Source organism: Cedecea sp. Ae19-4 (assembly GCF_059801165.1).
The window spans coordinates 784,352-801,113 of record NZ_JBCHWG010000001.1 but is presented as its reverse complement, the minus strand read 5'-3'; the positions used below and the strand labels follow the sequence as shown (position 1 = coordinate 801,113).

The 16,762-nt window shown below is 49.5% G+C and carries 17 protein-coding genes; 4 read left to right on the top strand and 13 right to left on the bottom strand.

The window, feature by feature from the left end:
- Nucleotides 1-197 precede the first annotated feature (197 nt).
- From AAIE02_RS03750 to AAIE02_RS03735, 4 genes are all read left to right on the top strand, one after another.
- Nucleotides 198-536, top strand: coding sequence for a helix-turn-helix domain-containing protein (locus AAIE02_RS03750; RefSeq protein ID WP_166994039.1), 339 nt, complete (start codon nt 198-200; stop codon nt 534-536).
- Nucleotides 537-1,345: 809 nt separating this feature from the next.
- On the top strand, nt 1,346-1,849 hold the full coding sequence (locus tag AAIE02_RS03745; protein WP_498532011.1) for a GNAT family N-acetyltransferase: 504 nt from the start codon (nt 1,346-1,348) through the stop codon (nt 1,847-1,849).
- Nucleotides 1,850-2,285: 436 nt separating this feature from the next.
- Nucleotides 2,286-2,384 (top strand): YoaK family small membrane protein, encoded by a 99-nt coding sequence (locus tag AAIE02_RS03740; RefSeq protein WP_034810062.1) that lies wholly within the window; start codon nt 2,286-2,288, stop codon nt 2,382-2,384.
- Nucleotides 2,385-2,672: 288 nt separating this feature from the next.
- Nucleotides 2,673-3,713: a CAP-Gly protein gene (locus tag AAIE02_RS03735; protein WP_498532010.1), complete on the top strand. Its 1,041-nt coding sequence runs from the start codon at nt 2,673-2,675 to the stop codon at nt 3,711-3,713.
- A gap of 168 nt (nt 3,714-3,881) precedes the next feature.
- Here the strand turns inward: AAIE02_RS03735 and AAIE02_RS03730 are convergent, their stop codons facing one another.
- The 13 genes from AAIE02_RS03730 to AAIE02_RS03670 form a co-directional block, all read right to left on the bottom strand.
- The gene (locus tag AAIE02_RS03730) at nt 3,882-4,109 is read right to left on the bottom strand and encodes a hypothetical protein (protein WP_498532009.1); all 228 of its coding nucleotides are present in this window, start codon (nt 4,107-4,109) and stop codon (nt 3,882-3,884) included.
- 158 nt (nt 4,110-4,267) lie between these two features.
- The gene (locus AAIE02_RS03725) at nt 4,268-4,645 is read right to left on the bottom strand and encodes a HumD family translesion DNA polymerase (protein WP_498532008.1); all 378 of its coding nucleotides are present in this window, start codon (nt 4,643-4,645) and stop codon (nt 4,268-4,270) included.
- Nucleotides 4,646-4,647: 2 nt separating this feature from the next.
- The gene (locus tag AAIE02_RS03720; RefSeq protein ID WP_336982425.1) at nt 4,648-4,887 is read right to left on the bottom strand and encodes a DNA polymerase V; all 240 of its coding nucleotides are present in this window, start codon (nt 4,885-4,887) and stop codon (nt 4,648-4,650) included.
- A gap of 136 nt (nt 4,888-5,023) precedes the next feature.
- A complete protein-coding gene (locus AAIE02_RS03715) occupies nt 5,024-6,217 on the bottom strand; it encodes a tail fiber domain-containing protein (RefSeq protein ID WP_498532007.1) in 1,194 nt (397 codons plus the stop codon).
- Between the two features lie 12 nt (nt 6,218-6,229).
- The gene (locus AAIE02_RS03710; protein WP_498532006.1) at nt 6,230-7,177 is read right to left on the bottom strand and encodes a DUF6453 family protein; all 948 of its coding nucleotides are present in this window, start codon (nt 7,175-7,177) and stop codon (nt 6,230-6,232) included.
- Complete coding sequence (locus AAIE02_RS03705; protein WP_498532005.1) at nt 7,177-10,395, bottom strand: TipJ family phage tail tip protein; 3,219 nt, start codon at nt 10,393-10,395, stop codon at nt 7,177-7,179. Before AAIE02_RS03705 ends, AAIE02_RS03710 begins: the two co-directional genes overlap by 1 nt.
- 51 nt (nt 10,396-10,446) lie before the next feature.
- Nucleotides 10,447-11,037 carry a tail assembly protein gene (locus AAIE02_RS03700; RefSeq protein WP_498532004.1) on the bottom strand — a complete coding sequence of 197 codons (591 nt, stop codon included), beginning with the start codon at nt 11,035-11,037 and terminating at the stop codon, nt 10,447-10,449.
- A 55-nt stretch (nt 11,038-11,092) separates the two neighbouring features.
- Complete coding sequence (locus AAIE02_RS03695) at nt 11,093-11,503, bottom strand: hypothetical protein (protein ID WP_498532003.1); 411 nt, start codon at nt 11,501-11,503, stop codon at nt 11,093-11,095.
- Between the two features lie 30 nt (nt 11,504-11,533).
- Entirely contained in the window at nt 11,534-12,244 is a 711-nt protein-coding gene (locus AAIE02_RS03690) for a C40 family peptidase (protein WP_498532002.1), read from the bottom strand.
- 1 nt (nt 12,245) lies between these two features.
- Nucleotides 12,246-13,001 carry a phage minor tail protein L gene (locus AAIE02_RS03685; RefSeq protein WP_498532001.1) on the bottom strand — a complete coding sequence of 252 codons (756 nt, stop codon included), beginning with the start codon at nt 12,999-13,001 and terminating at the stop codon, nt 12,246-12,248.
- The gene (locus AAIE02_RS03680) at nt 12,998-13,345 is read right to left on the bottom strand and encodes a phage tail protein (RefSeq protein ID WP_498532000.1); all 348 of its coding nucleotides are present in this window, start codon (nt 13,343-13,345) and stop codon (nt 12,998-13,000) included. Before AAIE02_RS03680 ends, AAIE02_RS03685 begins: the two co-directional genes overlap by 4 nt.
- Nucleotides 13,346-13,348: 3 nt before the next feature.
- A complete protein-coding gene (locus AAIE02_RS03675; protein WP_498531999.1) occupies nt 13,349-16,498 on the bottom strand; it encodes a phage tail tape measure protein in 3,150 nt (1,049 codons plus the stop codon).
- A complete protein-coding gene (locus AAIE02_RS03670) occupies nt 16,482-16,754 on the bottom strand; it encodes a phage tail assembly protein T (protein WP_498531998.1) in 273 nt (90 codons plus the stop codon). Before AAIE02_RS03670 ends, AAIE02_RS03675 begins: the two co-directional genes overlap by 17 nt.
- Between the last annotated feature and the right edge of the window lie 8 nt (nt 16,755-16,762).

Here is a 16,762-nt window from a genome sequence, read left to right as displayed (position 1 = left end):
TACAGACGTTAAAAGCCTACATTCAAAACACCCTCCGAAACCACCCTTATATAAAAACAACGTCAGGCGTTGCCATTCAGATAAAACAAAAAACATCGATCGTTATATTTTATCCTGCCATCTTAGAAATTTCATTAAATCGCTACTGCAGCGTTCAACGCGTAACTAAGCATTTACTAACACTGAGAGATATCAGCATGAAGATTTCCGCCAAAGTCATAGAAACCATCACTGGCTGGATAGATAATAATATTCATCGTCGATTACGAATAGAGGATGTTGCTCGCTATTCTGGCTACTCTAAATGGCACTTCCAGAGAATTTTTTTATATTATAAAGGCGAAAGTATTGGCCGATACATCAGAATCAGAAAATTACAGCTGGCGGCACAGGATCTCAAAAATACCCAGGAACGAATCGTCGATATTTCGGTGAAGTACGGCTTTGACTCACAGCAGAGCTTTAACCGGCTGTTTACCCGCAGCTTTAAGATGTCGCCAGGAACTTACAGGAAGGCTAAAGGTGTACGAAGGTGATGTACAAAGCCTGCACTTGCAGCGCGTTGCTACAGCGCCAAAGCAAAAGGGGCTGCCTTACGGCAACCCCTTGTAAATGTTGGCGGAAGCGCAGAGATTCGAACTCTGGAACCCTTTCGGGTCGCCGGTTTTCAAGACCGCACTATAATTACATTAAATCAATAAGTTAACTTGTAGGCATGGTATAAACAGAAAAGATAGAAATGCTATAAATCAACAAGTTACCGACTTATCAACACTTAATATACCAACACTTTACTGCCATCCGTCATCGGGGGTCGGGGGTCGGGGGTCGGGGGTCGGGGGTCGGGGGTCGCACGTTCAGACTCTCATGCAGACCAAATAATCACTGAAAACCAGATCCTTACCACTGACTTTGTGTGACTTGATATACCTAGTTCATATTCGTGGCCTAGGACGATACTAATGACGCAGCACTACATACAAAAATCATCATAAGATGATGTTTTTATTAACCATTAATGACAACCAGCTTTTGGTTTTACGCCCAAATCATCATGCACAAACTTGCCGAAATCGCTATCGTTATTTCTAGTTTTGGGGAGAACATTTAGCCATTAATCCTATTTTTTACCTCAGTGTATTCAACATCCTATTGCTAGTGGAAAACCTCAATGGTAACTCTTTTGATACCGCTGAGGTCCGCTATGCTCCAGGAGCAGACTTCGGCGTCAGCAGGATTGCGTTAAGTTGGCAAAGCTATATGTTACATTTTTTCATAGTGGATTGATGGTTAAGTCGGTAGAGTAGTACTGAGTTTGCTTTATTAGTAAGAGTGAGACAGTAGATTGAAAAAAAAACAATCAAAAATCCTTAAATCAATTTATAGGCCCATGCATTGCGACGAGTTTGACCTCTGGGCAGACCTATCTTCAAATGACTATGTTGAAGACCTGATGACAAATCATCGGTACAGCCGTAAAAAAGCTCAAGTAGAGGCGTCGAAATCATTTAAAACAGCTTTGCCTGCGGGTATGCTTACTCCAAATAACCACTTTAGAACTTATGAATATGACAGTCAGGCTGTGGGATATCTGTGGTTCAGCCTGGAAGATAACTCAGCTTTTTTATCAGATATAATGCTTATTCCAGAATTTCAGGGGAAGGGAATGGGCAGGGATTTTATCCGTGCGTTCCTGAATGAGTTGGCTAGTCAGGGTGCGTTTGAGGTGGAGCTAAGAGTATCACCGGACAACCAAAGGGCTTTAAATTTATATAAAGAGTTTGGTTTTAGGATAACTGGTTTTGATATGAGTCTTTTGCTGGAGCCCGAGTTATCAGTAATTCGTTAATCATAATGTTCGGGAACAATGTCTTACTTCTGATTGCCTGCTCACATCGCCTGTTAGATTCAGGCAAAATGGCTATTAATACCGATTGCCTTACTGTGAATTTTTCTGCCGACTGATCATGGGTTGGTGCTAAAACGTTTGATGGAACACATATTGCCAAACCTCGCCTCCCACTTAATTTGACAATCCTTAAACGGCTACGGGACAAATTGTATACATCTATGCTAATGCCTGCAGAAAGCGCACATGGGTGAACAGGCGATGAACATCCTCATCCGTGGCGTGACAGCCGTCTATATGGCAGTAGCGCCTCACACTGATTAAATCGCCAGGTTATTCCCTCTCCCATTTATCTATACAATTTCAAAGCATAATAGACTGACGAGAAACCAGAATAGCGCCAGTAGCCATAACAACTAACAGGAAGTCACAGCCCATGAAAATAGGATATCTGTTCCCAGTTGCCATCATCGTTTCTGCTGTATTGCTACTGGCATGGTTTATCATCGGTGGTTATGCAATGCCGGTGCAGTGATACGCGCCCGCATGCAAGGCGTTAGAGTAAATAGAGGCCGCAGAAATGCGGCTTTTGTTAGCGAAGTGAAGAGACTCCAGTTCAATCAGTCAGTAATCCGATATGTAAGCGTCTCACATGCACTGTCTTGCGCTTAGTACTAACCGTCCGTGCCCCAAATCCCCTAACTCTGGCAGAGTGGCTGATGCCTGTTTCTGCTAATCGATCTCAGTGCTCCATTTATTTACTAAGATTAATCTAGGCGTGGATTAACCACGCCTTTTCATTAGCGGTTAAATGGAGATTACAATGGAATTTGTAAAAGAAGCGGATCTGAACAGGCGTGTCTCATGGGGTAGTATCATCGCTGGCGTGGTAACAGTAATCGCAGTATCCCTGCTTCTGGCTACGCTTGGGTCCAGCCTGGGTTTTTCAATGCTTTCACCTAAGTCTGATGATGTAGTCAATGGTGCTGGCAAGACTGTTCTAATCTGGTCGGTTATCTCGATAGTGCTGAGTCTGGCCTGTGGCGGTTTTGTGGCTGGCAGACTGGCGGGTAAGGATGGAACCATCCATGGATTTCTTTCATGGGCGACGTCCCTGCTCGTGGCATCAGTGCTGGGCTTCGCCGCCGCTGGCGGCATTCTGAACATGACCGGAAACGCCATTGGCGCAGCAGCTTCTGCCACAGGCACTGCAGTGAGTGGACTAGGTAGTGCTGCAGGAAAAGTATCGGGTGTAACAGCAGATATTGCCCAGAACCTCGCTGACAGGCTCGGACTGAACACTCAGCTCACAGCCCCAGATGCCGATCGACAGGTACTTGATGCACTACGCAAGACCAATATTAAAGAACTTCAGCCTGAGTTTCTGCAATCCCAGCTTCAGGCAGCTGGAAGTGACATTGCTGGTTCTGTCAAAGATTTGGCCGTCAACCCGGGCAACAGTGACGCCATTATTAATACCTTAAGCGATAAACTGAAATCACGGGCTGAAGCAGTCAGCAAAGGTATAGACAGGAATGAAGTGAAAAAAGCACTGGCAGACAATACCAGCCTATCACCAGAAGAAGCAGACAAGGCCGTTGATAACTTCATTCATGCTCGTGACAAAACCGTTCAGGAGGCAAGCGAACGTATGGCCCAGCTCCAGAGTAATCTGAACGATGCGAAGGCTCAGTACGCTGAATTAAAAAAACAGGCAAAAGAGAAAGCTGATGAAGCCGCCAGCGTGGCTGCAAAAATTGCACTATGGTCATTTTTCGCTCTTCTGGTGGGGGCCATTGTCAGTGCGCTGGGTGGTTTGTGGGGAGTCAATACTCACCCTGCATACCGTAAAATCAAAGCCTGAATGAAACCGTAGGGAATAATAATCAGACTGGCATTCCGGCGCCCTTTTCTGATGTGTAGCTTATTTCCTGATTCATCATAAATAAAAAGGCCTACGGACCTACTGTCTGCTAGGATTACTCTGAGGTTAAGACATTCTCTGTTAGTTGCATTGCTACCTTTATGCTCCTTACCGCCCATCTCTGTGGGCGGTTTTTTTATACCCAACCCCCATCACTATGTGCTCAGCATCAAGGTAGATAAGCTTATCTGGTAGAACACTACAATCCCTGCGGTATTCCGCAAGTTTTTTGGCAATGCTTTTATTTGTAACTCTTTCACTAGCAGCTGATAAGTCCATCACCGCCCTACCCATAGAAAGCATCATCAACTTCGCTCGCTCTTCGCTTAAGTCCATTTCGACATCTCCGTAATTACCTCATAACTAAACCACCGTACCACATACGCGGTTTTTTGTTGCCTTCTTTGCCCGTCAACACACTAGACACGTTGCCTGTCACCATCTTTTTCCATTAAGAATTGTTGGGGAGAAATGGAGGAATTGCTGCCGACGAATTACATGCATGGGTTGTCGTCAAACTCTTCCAGGCGGGCATCGTTGATGATGTACGTCACAACGCCGAACACGTCCAGGGGCTCATTATCTGATCCATGGTTTTCCCGGGCGCCAGTGTCTAGCCGCTCAAGATATTTGTGCGGGTGGAGCCGCAGCCGGCGCAAACGAAATTCCCCGTCTATTGCGCAGGCCAGAATCGATCCGTCACACTGCGTGGCCGCCGTGTCGATAACCAGCAGAGCCCCTTTGATAATCCCGGCGCGCAAGCATGTTTCCGATGCGCGCATGAAGTATGTAGCAGCTGGCCTGCTGATCAGTTGACGGTCGAGAGAAATTCGGCTCTCTACATAGTCCTGAGCTGGCGATGGAAAACCCATGATCAAAGCCCTCCGTTAGGGTTGTAAACCATAAATATTCTGGCCTCCCCTTCGGTTGTAGAGACATCTTTGAATGTGCTCACAGATGCCTCTATCCAGTCGTTCGCTTGCTTCAGGCTCCACCGCCAGTTCACTTTGTTCAACTCTTTCACAAAGTCAGCAGTAGTGACCGTGCGCCGACCGTTTTCCTCTATCCTCAAAGCTTTCCAAAATGCTCCTTCAATGTCGTCTCGTCTCGGCATAACACACCCCATAAAATACTGTTCATGCATACAGTATAATTATATATTTTCAGTGATCAATGCCGGGCGAGATAGGGGTTTGCACAAAAAAAGGAAAATGTTCAGCAGTGGGAAGTGGTTACGTGATTTGTAAATTTCATGATGATTTTTGGCTTGTTTCTAACTCACTCACTCTCTCGCGAAGCGACTGCACTGCTAAGACTAAATCAGCCATAACTGCTGCCTGATCCACGTTTAAGACTTCAAACTCTTTACCATCATCATCAGTCGCTTTCCCAGCCGCAAAAGTGTACAAAGGATCGATGCTATCAATCTGCTGCGCAAGCATCCCACGGCATACCCGTGAGCTATATTTCCACTGATATTCAACGATTCCGATCTTATCAATCCGCTGCCCCGCTTCGTCATAATTCACAACGGGTGAAAATTTATGCTTAAGCCTGATGTCTGATCCATTGGTCATTACGGTGCCTTTCGGTGTTGTCATATCACCTGCACTGTTCATGCCGAAGAATATTGAACCCGTACTAAAACGAAAAGCCCACAACAGCGAGTATGCCTGTCCGGTCGCCGCTCCCCCCAGGTAATTATCAATATAATCCCCATTGTGCCGCGCGACCCGGCTGATGCCGCTGCCCTGAGATGGATCATAATCAGCGCCGACTATATTTAATTTGGGTGATAATCCGGCTCCCCGCACCGTGATCGGCGAAGAAATTTCCCCACCAGTTTTATTTGCGACCGTTACAAGTCGTGAATCATTACCTTGGCAGAATGTGTTAGCCGTTGTCCCGAATGGATTCTTGAGGCCAGTCCCCCCCTGCGCCAGGCTTAAAGCAGTTGTAAGACCGGTTAAAGATGTGATGTCGCTGTTCTGCCCCTTTTTCGCATACGTATCCAGTGCAGACTTGTCCGCCTTATTGTCTAAGCTTGAACCCAACTTTAATAACGAAGGACCATGATACTGTCTGTCATCTGGCAAATTTACAGTAATGTCGCCAGGGCTGGTGTACATCTGCAGCCAGTTATCGCTTTCAAGGTTCATAAGGCGAAGCGCTTTGAGCTGCTGCACACCCAGCTGGTATGGAATCGCTGTAATAGCTCTCAATGGTACAGAATCCCACGGCACTGATGCTGTCGTCGGGCCGTAGAAAACCTCCGTTAGCGTTAATGCGGTGGGTGACTCAATTGAAGCTATAGCGAGCGAATATGACTGTCCATTTATGTAGCCGACAATGAAATCACCAATTTTATTATCTGTACCAAAATGAGTTCCAGCCCCGCTGACCGCAGCAGAACCATTAGTTAACGTAATCAAGCCCTGGGCCATATATTTATACCTTTAATAAAATGCCGGAATAAGCGGGATATTTAAATTAAGAGTTTGTTCATTATCGATGGTGTATTGTGCAGTCCATACCGCAGCTGTTGCATTTGATGCGGTATATACTGCGCCTCCTGACATAACAATCCCTTTATCTTTCAGGCTGTCCCAGCCGCTATTTGCCTTGCTTCTGAATCCTGTTTTGCAAATCATCACCATCTTACCGGCGATATTTTTTGCACCGGCTGCCGGGTTCCAGTATTCATTGAGAAACACAAAAGGCTTACTGGTCGTCGAGAACGTCACCTGCCCTGCAGCGTTCACGAAAGTCAGTCCCCTGCCCGGAACTGGCTGCTTTGTGGCAAAGATAGCCAGACGGATCGTGATAGTTGCTGGTATGTCGCCGTATTGGTCACCCACCTGAAATGCCATAAGATTCGTTCCATCAAACGCCAGCGACACACCAGCGGCATCCCATGAACCAAACGGCACACCACCCACCGGCAGTGGCGTTTTTCCGGAAACAGTGAAATTGCCATACCAGACACAGCCCATGAAATTTTGAGTGAGCGGGATGGCAGTAAAGTCGGTTGAGTCCTGAATCAAAAGCCCACGATTACCGGCCTGAGAGATGGCCAGTATTTCCACGAAGGTGGCCGCATACGTCCACGGGCGGCGCTTCGGGTCCGTCCCCCAGTCTGTTTGTGTGATGGTTCCGTTTCCGTTATCGACAAAGCCCGTCAGCATCGCGATATCAGGTACAAGAAAATTTGGGCGATACGTCACCGTAGTTGTGTTGGATGGCAGCATAAACATTGTTGAGCCAGCCGTTTTTGCCACTGACACCACACCACCACCCTGTGGAACATTTACAGTCTGACCTGCAAATGATGGACAGCGTAATCCGGCCGTTATCTCCATCCGTGGGGAGCCATCGTTATAGTCGATTAATAAACCTCGTCCCATTAATGCCACTCCCCAAGAACAATACGACCACCTCCAGACAGAGCCAACGTAAATCCATTTCCGTCGATAGTGACGCCGGTATTACCATTCGAGAAACCAAACTGCCCGCTCGTTGCATATATCGCCCCCCGCACAGTTACATTGTTAAATACAGCATGCCCATTTTTTGGAATTGACCAGCCCTGCATATTTCCGTCCCAGTCAGTTGACCATAAATCGCCTACCTTCAGATTTGTTACTGTACCATCCTGAATAAAGCCGCTATTTATAAATACCTGGCCATTGACAACTGAGAAGGGAGAATATTGATCACCATTTGGGCCGGAGAGCATGACGAACTGATTAGCATTGATGGCCACGCGCGTGGTTATGCCAGCACCGTTAGCAATAGTGGCCACTGAAAGGCCAGCATCGTAATACTCGCCATTAAACTCAACGCCAGTTTTTAACGTGTAAATCGCTGTAGCCTCATCAGCCTTGGTATAGGCAGTAAACTTCTGGTCAACTACTGCCTGTTGCTGTTCAAACTTAGTGCTTACCTGCAGTTGGTATTGGGCTAGAGCCTCCTGGTCATCAGCGCGAGTGGTCCATATCTCCGCAATCTGTGCTCTCGCCTCACCATGCTGTCGATTCTGCTGCCTTGCGATATCTCCGCTCTTTAATGCCTCCTCAAGTTGCGCCTGCAGGCCGAAGTCAATTTTATCGGTAAGCAGTTTCCCGTCGTCCGCAGTCAGTAAACCATCAGCGATATCTTTCAGATAATCATCAGCATTATCGTTCGCCATCCCCCTGATCCAGTCTGTCCAGCCTGACTCATTCCCGCTTTTATCAACCAGCTGCGCACGGTAATAGAAAACCTGTCCGGCCCGAAGTCCCATTTGCGTATAAGTCGCCTGGGGATAAGGAACATCGGTGAGCAGTATCGGATCTGAAAAATCATTATGTCGCGTGTACTGAATTTCAGTTTTCAGCGTGTCGCCGGTATTCGCCGGGAACCCCCATGCCAGGCTGATACCCCAGTTAATTGGTGTGGCCGTGAAGCCTACAGGCTTCGGCGGGTTGCCGACTTTGCCGGTCAGCGTTTTTTCTTCTGAGTAACCCCACCCACTGGAAATTTCCGCAGCGTTGATAGCGCGCACACGCACTAGGTAGCGGCCTGCGTAAATCCCCGGCACATCAAACGAGGTGGTAGAGCTGCGCGGCACGTTAACCCAGTTACCGTCGTTGCGACGCCACTGCGCTTCATAGGAAATTGCGTTAGGTGCCTGGTCCCAGCTGCAGCGCATCGTTTCCACACTGATACCCTGCTGCACGACAGAGAAAGAGCTGATCACGATATTGCCCGGCGCTACCTGATTACCTGGTGGAATAACGCTGATCGGACGCTGGTCGATAATCGCACCGGTATCAATTCGGGCGTATTTATCAGGGTCATGGTATACCGCAGAGATAGTGAATGTGCCGTTGTTATTGTCTGATACACTCACAACACGGTACTGCTGTGCATAGAGTTCGTCAGACTCCACAACCCAGACAGACTCTGCCTCTGGTATTTCGCTGTATGCTGTGGTCACTGTTATAGCCCGACCATTGACGCTTTGTATCGTCCGGCTCTGTGATGCGCCGGATGGCAGGTTAACCATAAGACGATGGCCTGCAGCAACAGAGGAATCACGATCAAGGGTAATAACACGACCATTAACCGCGCTTATGCGGCCTCCCATCGCCTTACCGGAAAGCAGCTCATCTGCAACAGCGATGATGTAACCAGGTTGCGGTATATTACCGTCCAGTCCAACATCGAACGAAACCACACGGTCCTTATTGTTGGTCAGAATCCCCCAGCGCCCCTTTCGGTTCGCTTCTGACTGCCTGGTACAGCCGATAGCCGTCATTTCGAGCTGGTTAAATCCACGATAGCGCGCCACAAGTGCCTGTTCAAAGACCGGCTCCATCGCATCTGCGTAGGCATTGCCCGGATCGGACCACGATACCAGAGCTGAGGTATATCGCGTTTTTGACGTGCTGCTCGCGTAGTTAAAGCGCCCGTCAATAACGTTCGCGCGGGTGTAGATGTAGTCCACGTCACGGGGCATATCCGCCAGCGCTACAATCTGATCCCCACCCCAGCATGTCATTCCCCTGAAGATGGCTGCAAAATCCCGCAGAACGGTATAGGCATCGTTTCTGTCCTGAACGTATACGTTGCAGATATAACGTGGCTCAGTACCGTTGCCACCTTTACCATCTGGCACAGCCTGATCGCAGTATTGTGCAACCTGATAAAGCGTCCACTTATCTATGTTGGCAGCAGTGAGTCTGTCACCTAATCCAAAACGGTCGCTGACAACCAGATCGTAAAAAATCCACGTTGGATTATCCGTCCATGCCCACTTAAACCCCCCGGTCCATGTACCACTGTAGGTGCGGGCTTCAGGGTCGTAAGTATCAGGAACGCGGATAACACGACCGCGCGGTTCGCAGGATATTTGCGGAATGGAGCCGTTAAACTGGCTTGAGTCGAATTCAACATACAGTAGCGCGGTGTTCGGATAGCGAAGCTTTGCGTCGATCACTTCGGTGTAGCTCTGCAGTGTCATCGTGTCGCCAATTTTCGCACTGTTGGCATCTGCGGTGAGTTTACGCAGGCGCACCGTCCAGGTGCTTCCAGCCTGCGGTAAGTCGATTCGATGGCTGCGCTCATAACCAGAGGTCGTTTTGCCGGTAACACTGGTATTCAGAACTGTCTTCCATGTGCCACCATCGGTCTGCAGCTCAATGGTATAGTTAATCGAATAACCAACCAGATCTCCGTTGTCTTTCTGCTCAAACAGCGACGGCCACTTCAGTCGTAGACGAACAGCGGAGAGCTGTGTATTGGTAAAAGTATGGGTCCATGCCGTATCGCTGGAAACTGTAGTTCCTACGTTGATTTCATTCTCAGTGCCTGGAATACCCTGAATATAATTCTGTGCCTGTGCGCCGGCACGAAATTCCCATGCGACACCGCTGAAGTTCTGCGAGCCATCCGAGTTTTCAAGCGGCGTCCCGTCCAGGTAGATATCACGCGCGGTAAGGTTTCCAGCAAACTCTCCCTCTCCAAGTGCAATCAGTATTTTTGCCTTAGCAACGGACTGCAGATCATCTGGCTGCTCGGTAGGGGTTCGCGCGCTGGAACTGCCGCCCTTGCGGCCTTTGATAATGGTTTCAGTTTCCATATTGCGCCCATAAAAAAAGCCACCGAACGGTGGCCTGAAAGAATCGGAAAGTTACTGTTGGTCTTCGACGTAAATCCCTGCGGAGATAATTGCCCCGCCAATTCGTCTTCGCCCATAAAGTAGCGGTACTGGGTATCCCTGAGCTGCAGTGTTAGTCACACCACCAAAGGCATAGCTGGCTTTGTTATCGGCTGATTGTTTACTGGCTAAACCGCCTGGTTGAGGTGACAGCATCTGGATTACACCACCGGCCACCATACTTACACCCGCTGAAATAAGATATGGTGATGCCGCAGCAAGCGGAGTAAAGCTTAATACCGCACCAACAGCAACAAGTACTGCGCCAAGTATCGTCTGAAATATCCCAGCCTTTTTGCTACCAATAATTACTGGAACGATACGAATAATATCTTCTTTAACCGGAAAGCTGAGATCATCTTCGCTGATGTTCTGTTTCCCCTTGAAAACAGCATACGTTAATCCACGACGCTGACTTGCAATCATATACTGCTCAAAACCTTTAATCGTGGCGGCTAGCGCCCGAGTTGCCTCATGAGTTGTTCTGATTAAGCGGTAATGAATTTTCCCATACGTTTTACCCAGTACACCACCAAGCTCTATACGTGTCATTATTTCTTGCATTTTTAATCCTTAATTAAAAAGCCTCCAGAAGGAGGCTTTTTAATTTTTAAGGTGTTTAATTCACTGTCATTGGAAGAATATCTATGTTGGCACTTTGGTCTGTAAATATCCTAAGAGTCCTAGATGATTTTTCTTTAATTATAAACTCCCGTTCTTTTTTTGGATGGTTACTGCATAATCCACGACCTGAAAAACCTGCCCCAATATTAACCTCTCCTGCTGGCAAATAAGCTGTTACCTTTTCCCCGGCTTCTAGCTCCGCTAGCTTAATTCCATTTATGTAAGATGTGATCGCGCAACCTCCAGCGACAAAACCTTTATCACGAACAATTGTGACTGCAGATGTATTTTCTTTTTCATGGAATTGAGGTGGTGCCTGGACCTCTTTTGCGTTTTGAGGTAATACTGGCTCAGTAGAGCAGCCGAACAAACCGAAAACGAAAAGAAAGATGAGGATTTTTTTCATATGCTATTCCCTTGAATAATTTTGGAAAGATTAGCACAGAGATTTATAGCGCAGAACCTTCATCGTCCTTTCCTGCCAGTACCCTCCGTATGGAACACGATTACTCAAATGTCCATAAAGATGATGTAGAAGCATATTGTTCTCCAGAAGGATGCCGGCATGGTTCCACTTATTGGCCTGCACCTGCATTATCAGTATGTCGCCAGGCCGGGGCGGTCCATCGAACTCACGGAAGCCGCATTCATACCAACAATCCTGATAAAAATTGTCAGAATAGCTGTCTTCCCACCATGGATAATCAACACGGTAATCAGTCAGCGTAATCCCGTGTGTTTGCCGGAAATAGCTCATCACAAGGCCCCAGCAATCGAAGTGGCCGAGCACAAACGGTCGCTCAAGCAGGGGAAGCTCCCCGCGCGGCTGGATGGTCCGCAAATCACCTTCTGGCCAGCTGGCGATATGCCAGGGCAGCAGCGTTGCATCGCACTGAGCTTTATCCAGCTCACTAGGCTGTGTCGTCGCGTCCGGGTGGCTGTGAACAATGGCAATCACCGCCCCCCAGTCTTCAGCTGCGGCATAATCCTCTGGGGAAAGATGAAAATTCTCTGTTGGATCATCAGCAATATTACGGCAGGGAAAATAACGCTCAACGCGACTTTTCTGCGCAACTACGCCGCAGCACTCCTGAGGATATTCAGATGCAGCGTGGGCCATAATGGCATCAATCGTTTTTTGGCGCATATCAGCTCCTGAGAAGGGATGTACCGGGGAATCCGCCAAACGGAAGCTCATTACCGTCTCCATGCCGGAGCTTGCAGGCCGTGAGCGTACCGTTACACTCATCAAGCGAAGGGTCGTCAACAGGGTTATTATGCTTATCGAAATATCGCGTTCCGGTATAATCACAGCCGTCGCCGGTACGGTACTTATTCCGGATGCACCAGGTGCAGAGCGCATGCAGCTGGCGCGTCGGAATCATCAACCCCTGCAGGTCCATCGGGCTGGAAAGCGTGAACTCGACTACTTCGTTCGTTTCGCTGCTTTTAGCATCAATGTAGAACACCTTCAGCTTTTCCTGCGTAGGGTCTGCTGTAGCATTCCCGGCAGGGAAATTTTGCGCATCAAGGTATTTGGCCAGCGTATCGTGAATCGTGACTTTCGCCTGCAGCAGATCATCATAAGCAAGACAAAGTGCCGTGATGGAGCTGTCCAGGTTCGCAACTGACAGCTTAGGCTGCGCACTGGTGCCATCCGTTGAGGCTTCAATACCCTCTATCTGGCAGGGCCAGGCTTTGTATTCTCGTCCCTGCCACCAGATGGATTTTGCAGGCAGCTTCATCTCATCGCCTCCCGCTGCCGTTATTTCCTCCGGCGTATGAGCAATATTGTGCGCATGAAAATGCAGCACATCGCTGACACCGAAAGCAGTTCCATCCACATCAAAAAGCCGGACACTATTGCCCGGCTCTAATTTTTGATAATCGCTGTTAAGACTCATGGTGCAAATGCCTGTTCAAAAGTTGCCGTAACGGTTTCGACTTTTTTATTGAGGGTGACGCGCTGGAGACTATCTGCCTCAACACGCCAGAGCGATAAATCACTACCAGGTGGTGTAAATGTGAATGATTTGGTCTTATGCCTCCGGAGGAACGCATAAATTTCTCTGGCCGTAGTAGGATCGCCAGTAAACGAAAAGGCATAATTAAGTACCTCATCATTCAACCCGGCCCCACTGACCTGCTTGTATCCATCGCCGAACTGGGCCGTTCTGACAGTATCCTTACTGCTGAGCGTGGGTTGGCTCGCAGCCTGAATCCGCCAGGTAAAATGCTCTATGGTCATCGCTTACCTCTGTTTATTAGCGTTCCAGATAATCCCGCCCGGACGGACTTCCCTGGTGATACCATCCCGGATGGAACGGTCGATCACCTTCTGGTAAGCCTGGGTGATAGCATCACTACCGCCCTGCTGCTGTTTCTGGTCGCCAGTCTGAGCTGTCGTGACTGAAACTGGCGCGTAGACGCTAACCCCCATCGGGGAAGCAGCTGCGCTGCCGCCACCGACCAGACCACCAGAGGCATAACCGCGCATAAGTCTGTACAGATTGGAAACGCCGATACGGCTAGTAGATTCTTTGGTGAAAACGAACTCGCCACGGTGAACGACTCCAGCAGGCTCATACTTACCGCCATGTCCGGTATAACCACCAACGTCAAATCCCGTGGGCCGGAAAGACGGTACCGCGAATGACTGGCCAGTAGACGCTGTATTGGCACCGCCACTCACCCAACCCATCGCACTCTGGATGGCATAAGCCACCAGAAGCTGGTTAATAACGTCGACAATCATTTTGAGAATCGAGGTAGTGAAGTCCCTGAAACTGGATTTGCCGGTTGTCACCAGACTGGTAAGCTGGCCCGCCAGTCCGCTGAAGGTCGCCTGCGAAATCTGCTGCACAGAGCTGAATACGTTGGTGGCTGAATCCTGATATTCCGCCCAGCCCTGCTTCGCACCGGCCAGCCAGTTTTCCCTCAGGGCATCTTCAGCCTCAAAAGTTGCCCGCTGTTCTTCCAGCACCTTCTGCCGCGCCTGCGGATTGTAGGCATAACTTTCGCTGAGACGTTGAAGAGTAGCCTCCCTCCCGGCCTGCCGGGTGGAAACTCCCTCTGACTGTGCCTGAATACCCGCCCGTGCCGCTTTCTGCTGCTGCTCAAATTTAACCGCCTGATCAGCAAGCTCGTTGAGCTTTTGCTGACGGGCAACCTTATCGCCCAGGTCGGCAAGCTGGCGTTTATACTCGAGCGTCTCCTCCTTATGGGCCAGCAGGGATTTTTCCTGCACTGAAAGCTGGCGACCATTACGGCCTTCAGATGCCTTCTGTAAAACGGCAAGCTGATTTTCAGTCTGCCAGAGATCCTTTCGCTGCTGACTGATAACATCGTTAACGCTGGTATGTTGCTCAAGTGTCTTGAGCTGGGCCTGCAGCGTCAGAAGTTCAGCCTGAGCCTTTTCTTCTGCCTTGTCACCAGCGGGCGTTGAGTAGCTTTTTCCCTTCGGTGTTTTTGGATCCTTCCACTTCTTTTCTATCCCGGCCCGTGCTGCGGCGATATCCTTATCGGTCCACAGCGTGGCGATGCCGTCTTTTGCGTCCTGACGGTTTTTCTCGATAAGCTGATTGAGCTTTTTCTCCTGCAGGGCACGTTTTTCTGCCGCCGTCGTGCCTGTTTCAACCAACTGATTAAACTGCTGCTGATTCCGGATAGCCTGACTCTGCTGGTCCGTACGCATTTTTTCCCGCGCTGCAGCCAGCCCCTCCTTGGCGTACTGCTGATCGGCGAGGTCGTAGGCCTGTTTTTTGAGATCGACCTGCTGACGCGCATTTCGCAGTCGCTCAGCATCAGCCTTTTGCAGCGAGTTACTACCTGCATAATCCGGGTCAACCTTGAGATTTTTGGATAAGGCACGGTATTCTTTTTCTGCTGCCTGCCATTCGGCAAAAGACGCCTGTCGCTTCATCGCAGTGTCAGGGTTGCGCCCCACACCGAGCATCGCATCCCATGCGCCGGAAGCGGAATTCTTAACCCAGTTCCAGGCTTTCTCAAGTGAGCCAAGGTTTTCCTCTACCGCACCGGCTCGCTGGATAACAGCTTCTGAGTAAGCCCGCATAGCCAGTTCAGCTGCTTTCTGTGTATCGCCCATCGACTGTGCGGAAGCAATTTGCTCGTATTGCGTAGCCGTCAGGAAATGCAGGGAATCGTTGAGCGTGGCAACTGCATTAACAGGATCATCTTTCAGGCGCTTAAACTGGTTAATGGTTTCGTCGACGGCCTGCCCGGTAGCCTGCTGCAGCCTGGCAGCAACATTGCTGACCATGCTGACGTCGTTCCCGCTGAATGCACCACTCCCGACAACCTGCGCCAACACACCAGCTGCGGCATGCTGTGTAACACCATTCCCGGAAAGCGAACGAGCCAGGGCCTGTAGCTGGCCAGATGTCTTACCGGCATAATTACCCGTCAGAATCAGCTGTTTGTTAAACTCTACAGACTCCTGACTGCCTTCATACCACGCCTTACCCAACCCGTAGACTGCCGCAGCGATACCACCGACAACACCGGCAATACCCAAACCACGCAATGTCAGAAGCTGATCTATCCAGCCAGCACGGTTGGCAAGCGTAATACTGGAACCACGCAGCGCTCCAAAGTTTCCTCTGGCGACCTCACCAATCAGGATGCCGATCTCGCGACGTGCTGCCGAACTTTGTAAACCCAACCCATGCGTGGCGACTTTAGCCGCTTCCAGCTTACGGATATAAACCTCCGCTGCGTCGCTGGCACCTACCTGCGTGGCTTTCATTCGCAACAGTTCGGTACCGGATAGCTTCTGCTCAACGACCTGTTGCTTCAGCTGACGAAGAAAGCGCTCACGTGCTGCAGCTGATTTATCTTCAACTGCCTGCAACTCTTTTTGTCTGGCCACCGTGTTGGAAATAAGAGCAAGATAATCCTGCTGAGTAATATTCCCCTGCGCTCTTGCTTCCCTGAAACGCGCCTGTATGCCCGCCAGAGACTTCGTTTCACCATTCAGCTGGCGAACGCCGTCTATCTGTCGGAAGAAGGAAGCGGCAAGTTCATCCTGCCGCCTCGCGAGGGAAGAGGACTGGGTATCGTTATCGCGCAAACGCTGAGTAAGTTCAGCCACACGTCGGTGAGTTTCATCGACGGATTTTGATACTTTTTGCCAGTCCTTAGTCAACCCTTCCGTTGCGGCAGACTGGCGTGATTTCATTTCATTAGCTGCCGCTACGCCTGTGTCGCCAACGCCTTTCAGCGCGGCACTCTGACGGTCTGCTGTGCGCTGCATTCGCACCTGAGCCTTATCAGACTCATCCGCCATTCCGGTTAGCTGCCCCCTGATACGCGCGACCTGTTCGCTGAAGGTAGCACTGTCAACATCCAGATTAATAACCAGATCGCTAATCTGCTGGGCCATATCGGATACCTCCTGTGATCCCCTCGGCAGTTGTCATTAGCGCTTCATCATCCGGCTCATCATCGCTTATAGCACTACCGGAAGGAGAAAACAGGCTAAAATGTGTAGGGGTAAGTTCCGGATCTCGGAAGAAAAGAGAAGAGATGGAATAAAGCAGCCCGGAAAAATGCGCGTCGAGCTGCGCGTCCTGAAAATAATGCTCCCGGTAGAACTGGTGCCAGTCGCCCAGCTCACTGGAAGTCATTCCAGCCAGCATGGCGCGCC

Coding starts and splice junctions, on each gene's coding strand:
- AAIE02_RS03695 (WP_498532003.1), bottom strand. CDS start 11,503: ATGAAAAAAATCCTCATCTTTCTTTTCGTTTTCGGTTTGTTCGGCTGC.
- AAIE02_RS03700 (WP_498532004.1), bottom strand. CDS start 11,037: ATGCAAGAAATAATGACACGTATAGAGCTTGGTGGTGTACTGGGTAAA.
- AAIE02_RS03730 (WP_498532009.1), bottom strand. CDS start 4,109: ATGGACTTAAGCGAAGAGCGAGCGAAGTTGATGATGCTTTCTATGGGT.
- AAIE02_RS03715 (WP_498532007.1), bottom strand. CDS start 6,217: ATGGCCCAGGGCTTGATTACGTTAACTAATGGTTCTGCTGCGGTCAGC.
- AAIE02_RS03680 (WP_498532000.1), bottom strand. CDS start 13,345: ATGACCATAGAGCATTTTACCTGGCGGATTCAGGCTGCGAGCCAACCC.
- AAIE02_RS03675 (WP_498531999.1), bottom strand. CDS start 16,498: ATGGCCCAGCAGATTAGCGATCTGGTTATTAATCTGGATGTTGACAGT.
- AAIE02_RS03670 (WP_498531998.1), bottom strand. CDS start 16,754: ATGCTGGCTGGAATGACTTCCAGTGAGCTGGGCGACTGGCACCAGTTC.
- AAIE02_RS03725 (WP_498532008.1), bottom strand. CDS start 4,645: ATGGGTTTTCCATCGCCAGCTCAGGACTATGTAGAGAGCCGAATTTCT.
- AAIE02_RS03685 (WP_498532001.1), bottom strand. CDS start 13,001: ATGAGTCTTAACAGCGATTATCAAAAATTAGAGCCGGGCAATAGTGTC.
- AAIE02_RS03710 (WP_498532006.1), bottom strand. CDS start 7,177: ATGGGACGAGGTTTATTAATCGACTATAACGATGGCTCCCCACGGATG.
- AAIE02_RS03720 (WP_336982425.1), bottom strand. CDS start 4,887: ATGCCGAGACGAGACGACATTGAAGGAGCATTTTGGAAAGCTTTGAGG.
- AAIE02_RS03735 (WP_498532010.1), top strand. CDS start 2,673: ATGGAATTTGTAAAAGAAGCGGATCTGAACAGGCGTGTCTCATGGGGT.
- AAIE02_RS03705 (WP_498532005.1), bottom strand. CDS start 10,395: ATGGAAACTGAAACCATTATCAAAGGCCGCAAGGGCGGCAGTTCCAGC.
- AAIE02_RS03750 (WP_166994039.1), top strand. CDS start 198: ATGAAGATTTCCGCCAAAGTCATAGAAACCATCACTGGCTGGATAGAT.
- AAIE02_RS03740 (WP_034810062.1), top strand. CDS start 2,286: ATGAAAATAGGATATCTGTTCCCAGTTGCCATCATCGTTTCTGCTGTA.
- AAIE02_RS03690 (WP_498532002.1), bottom strand. CDS start 12,244: ATGCGCCAAAAAACGATTGATGCCATTATGGCCCACGCTGCATCTGAA.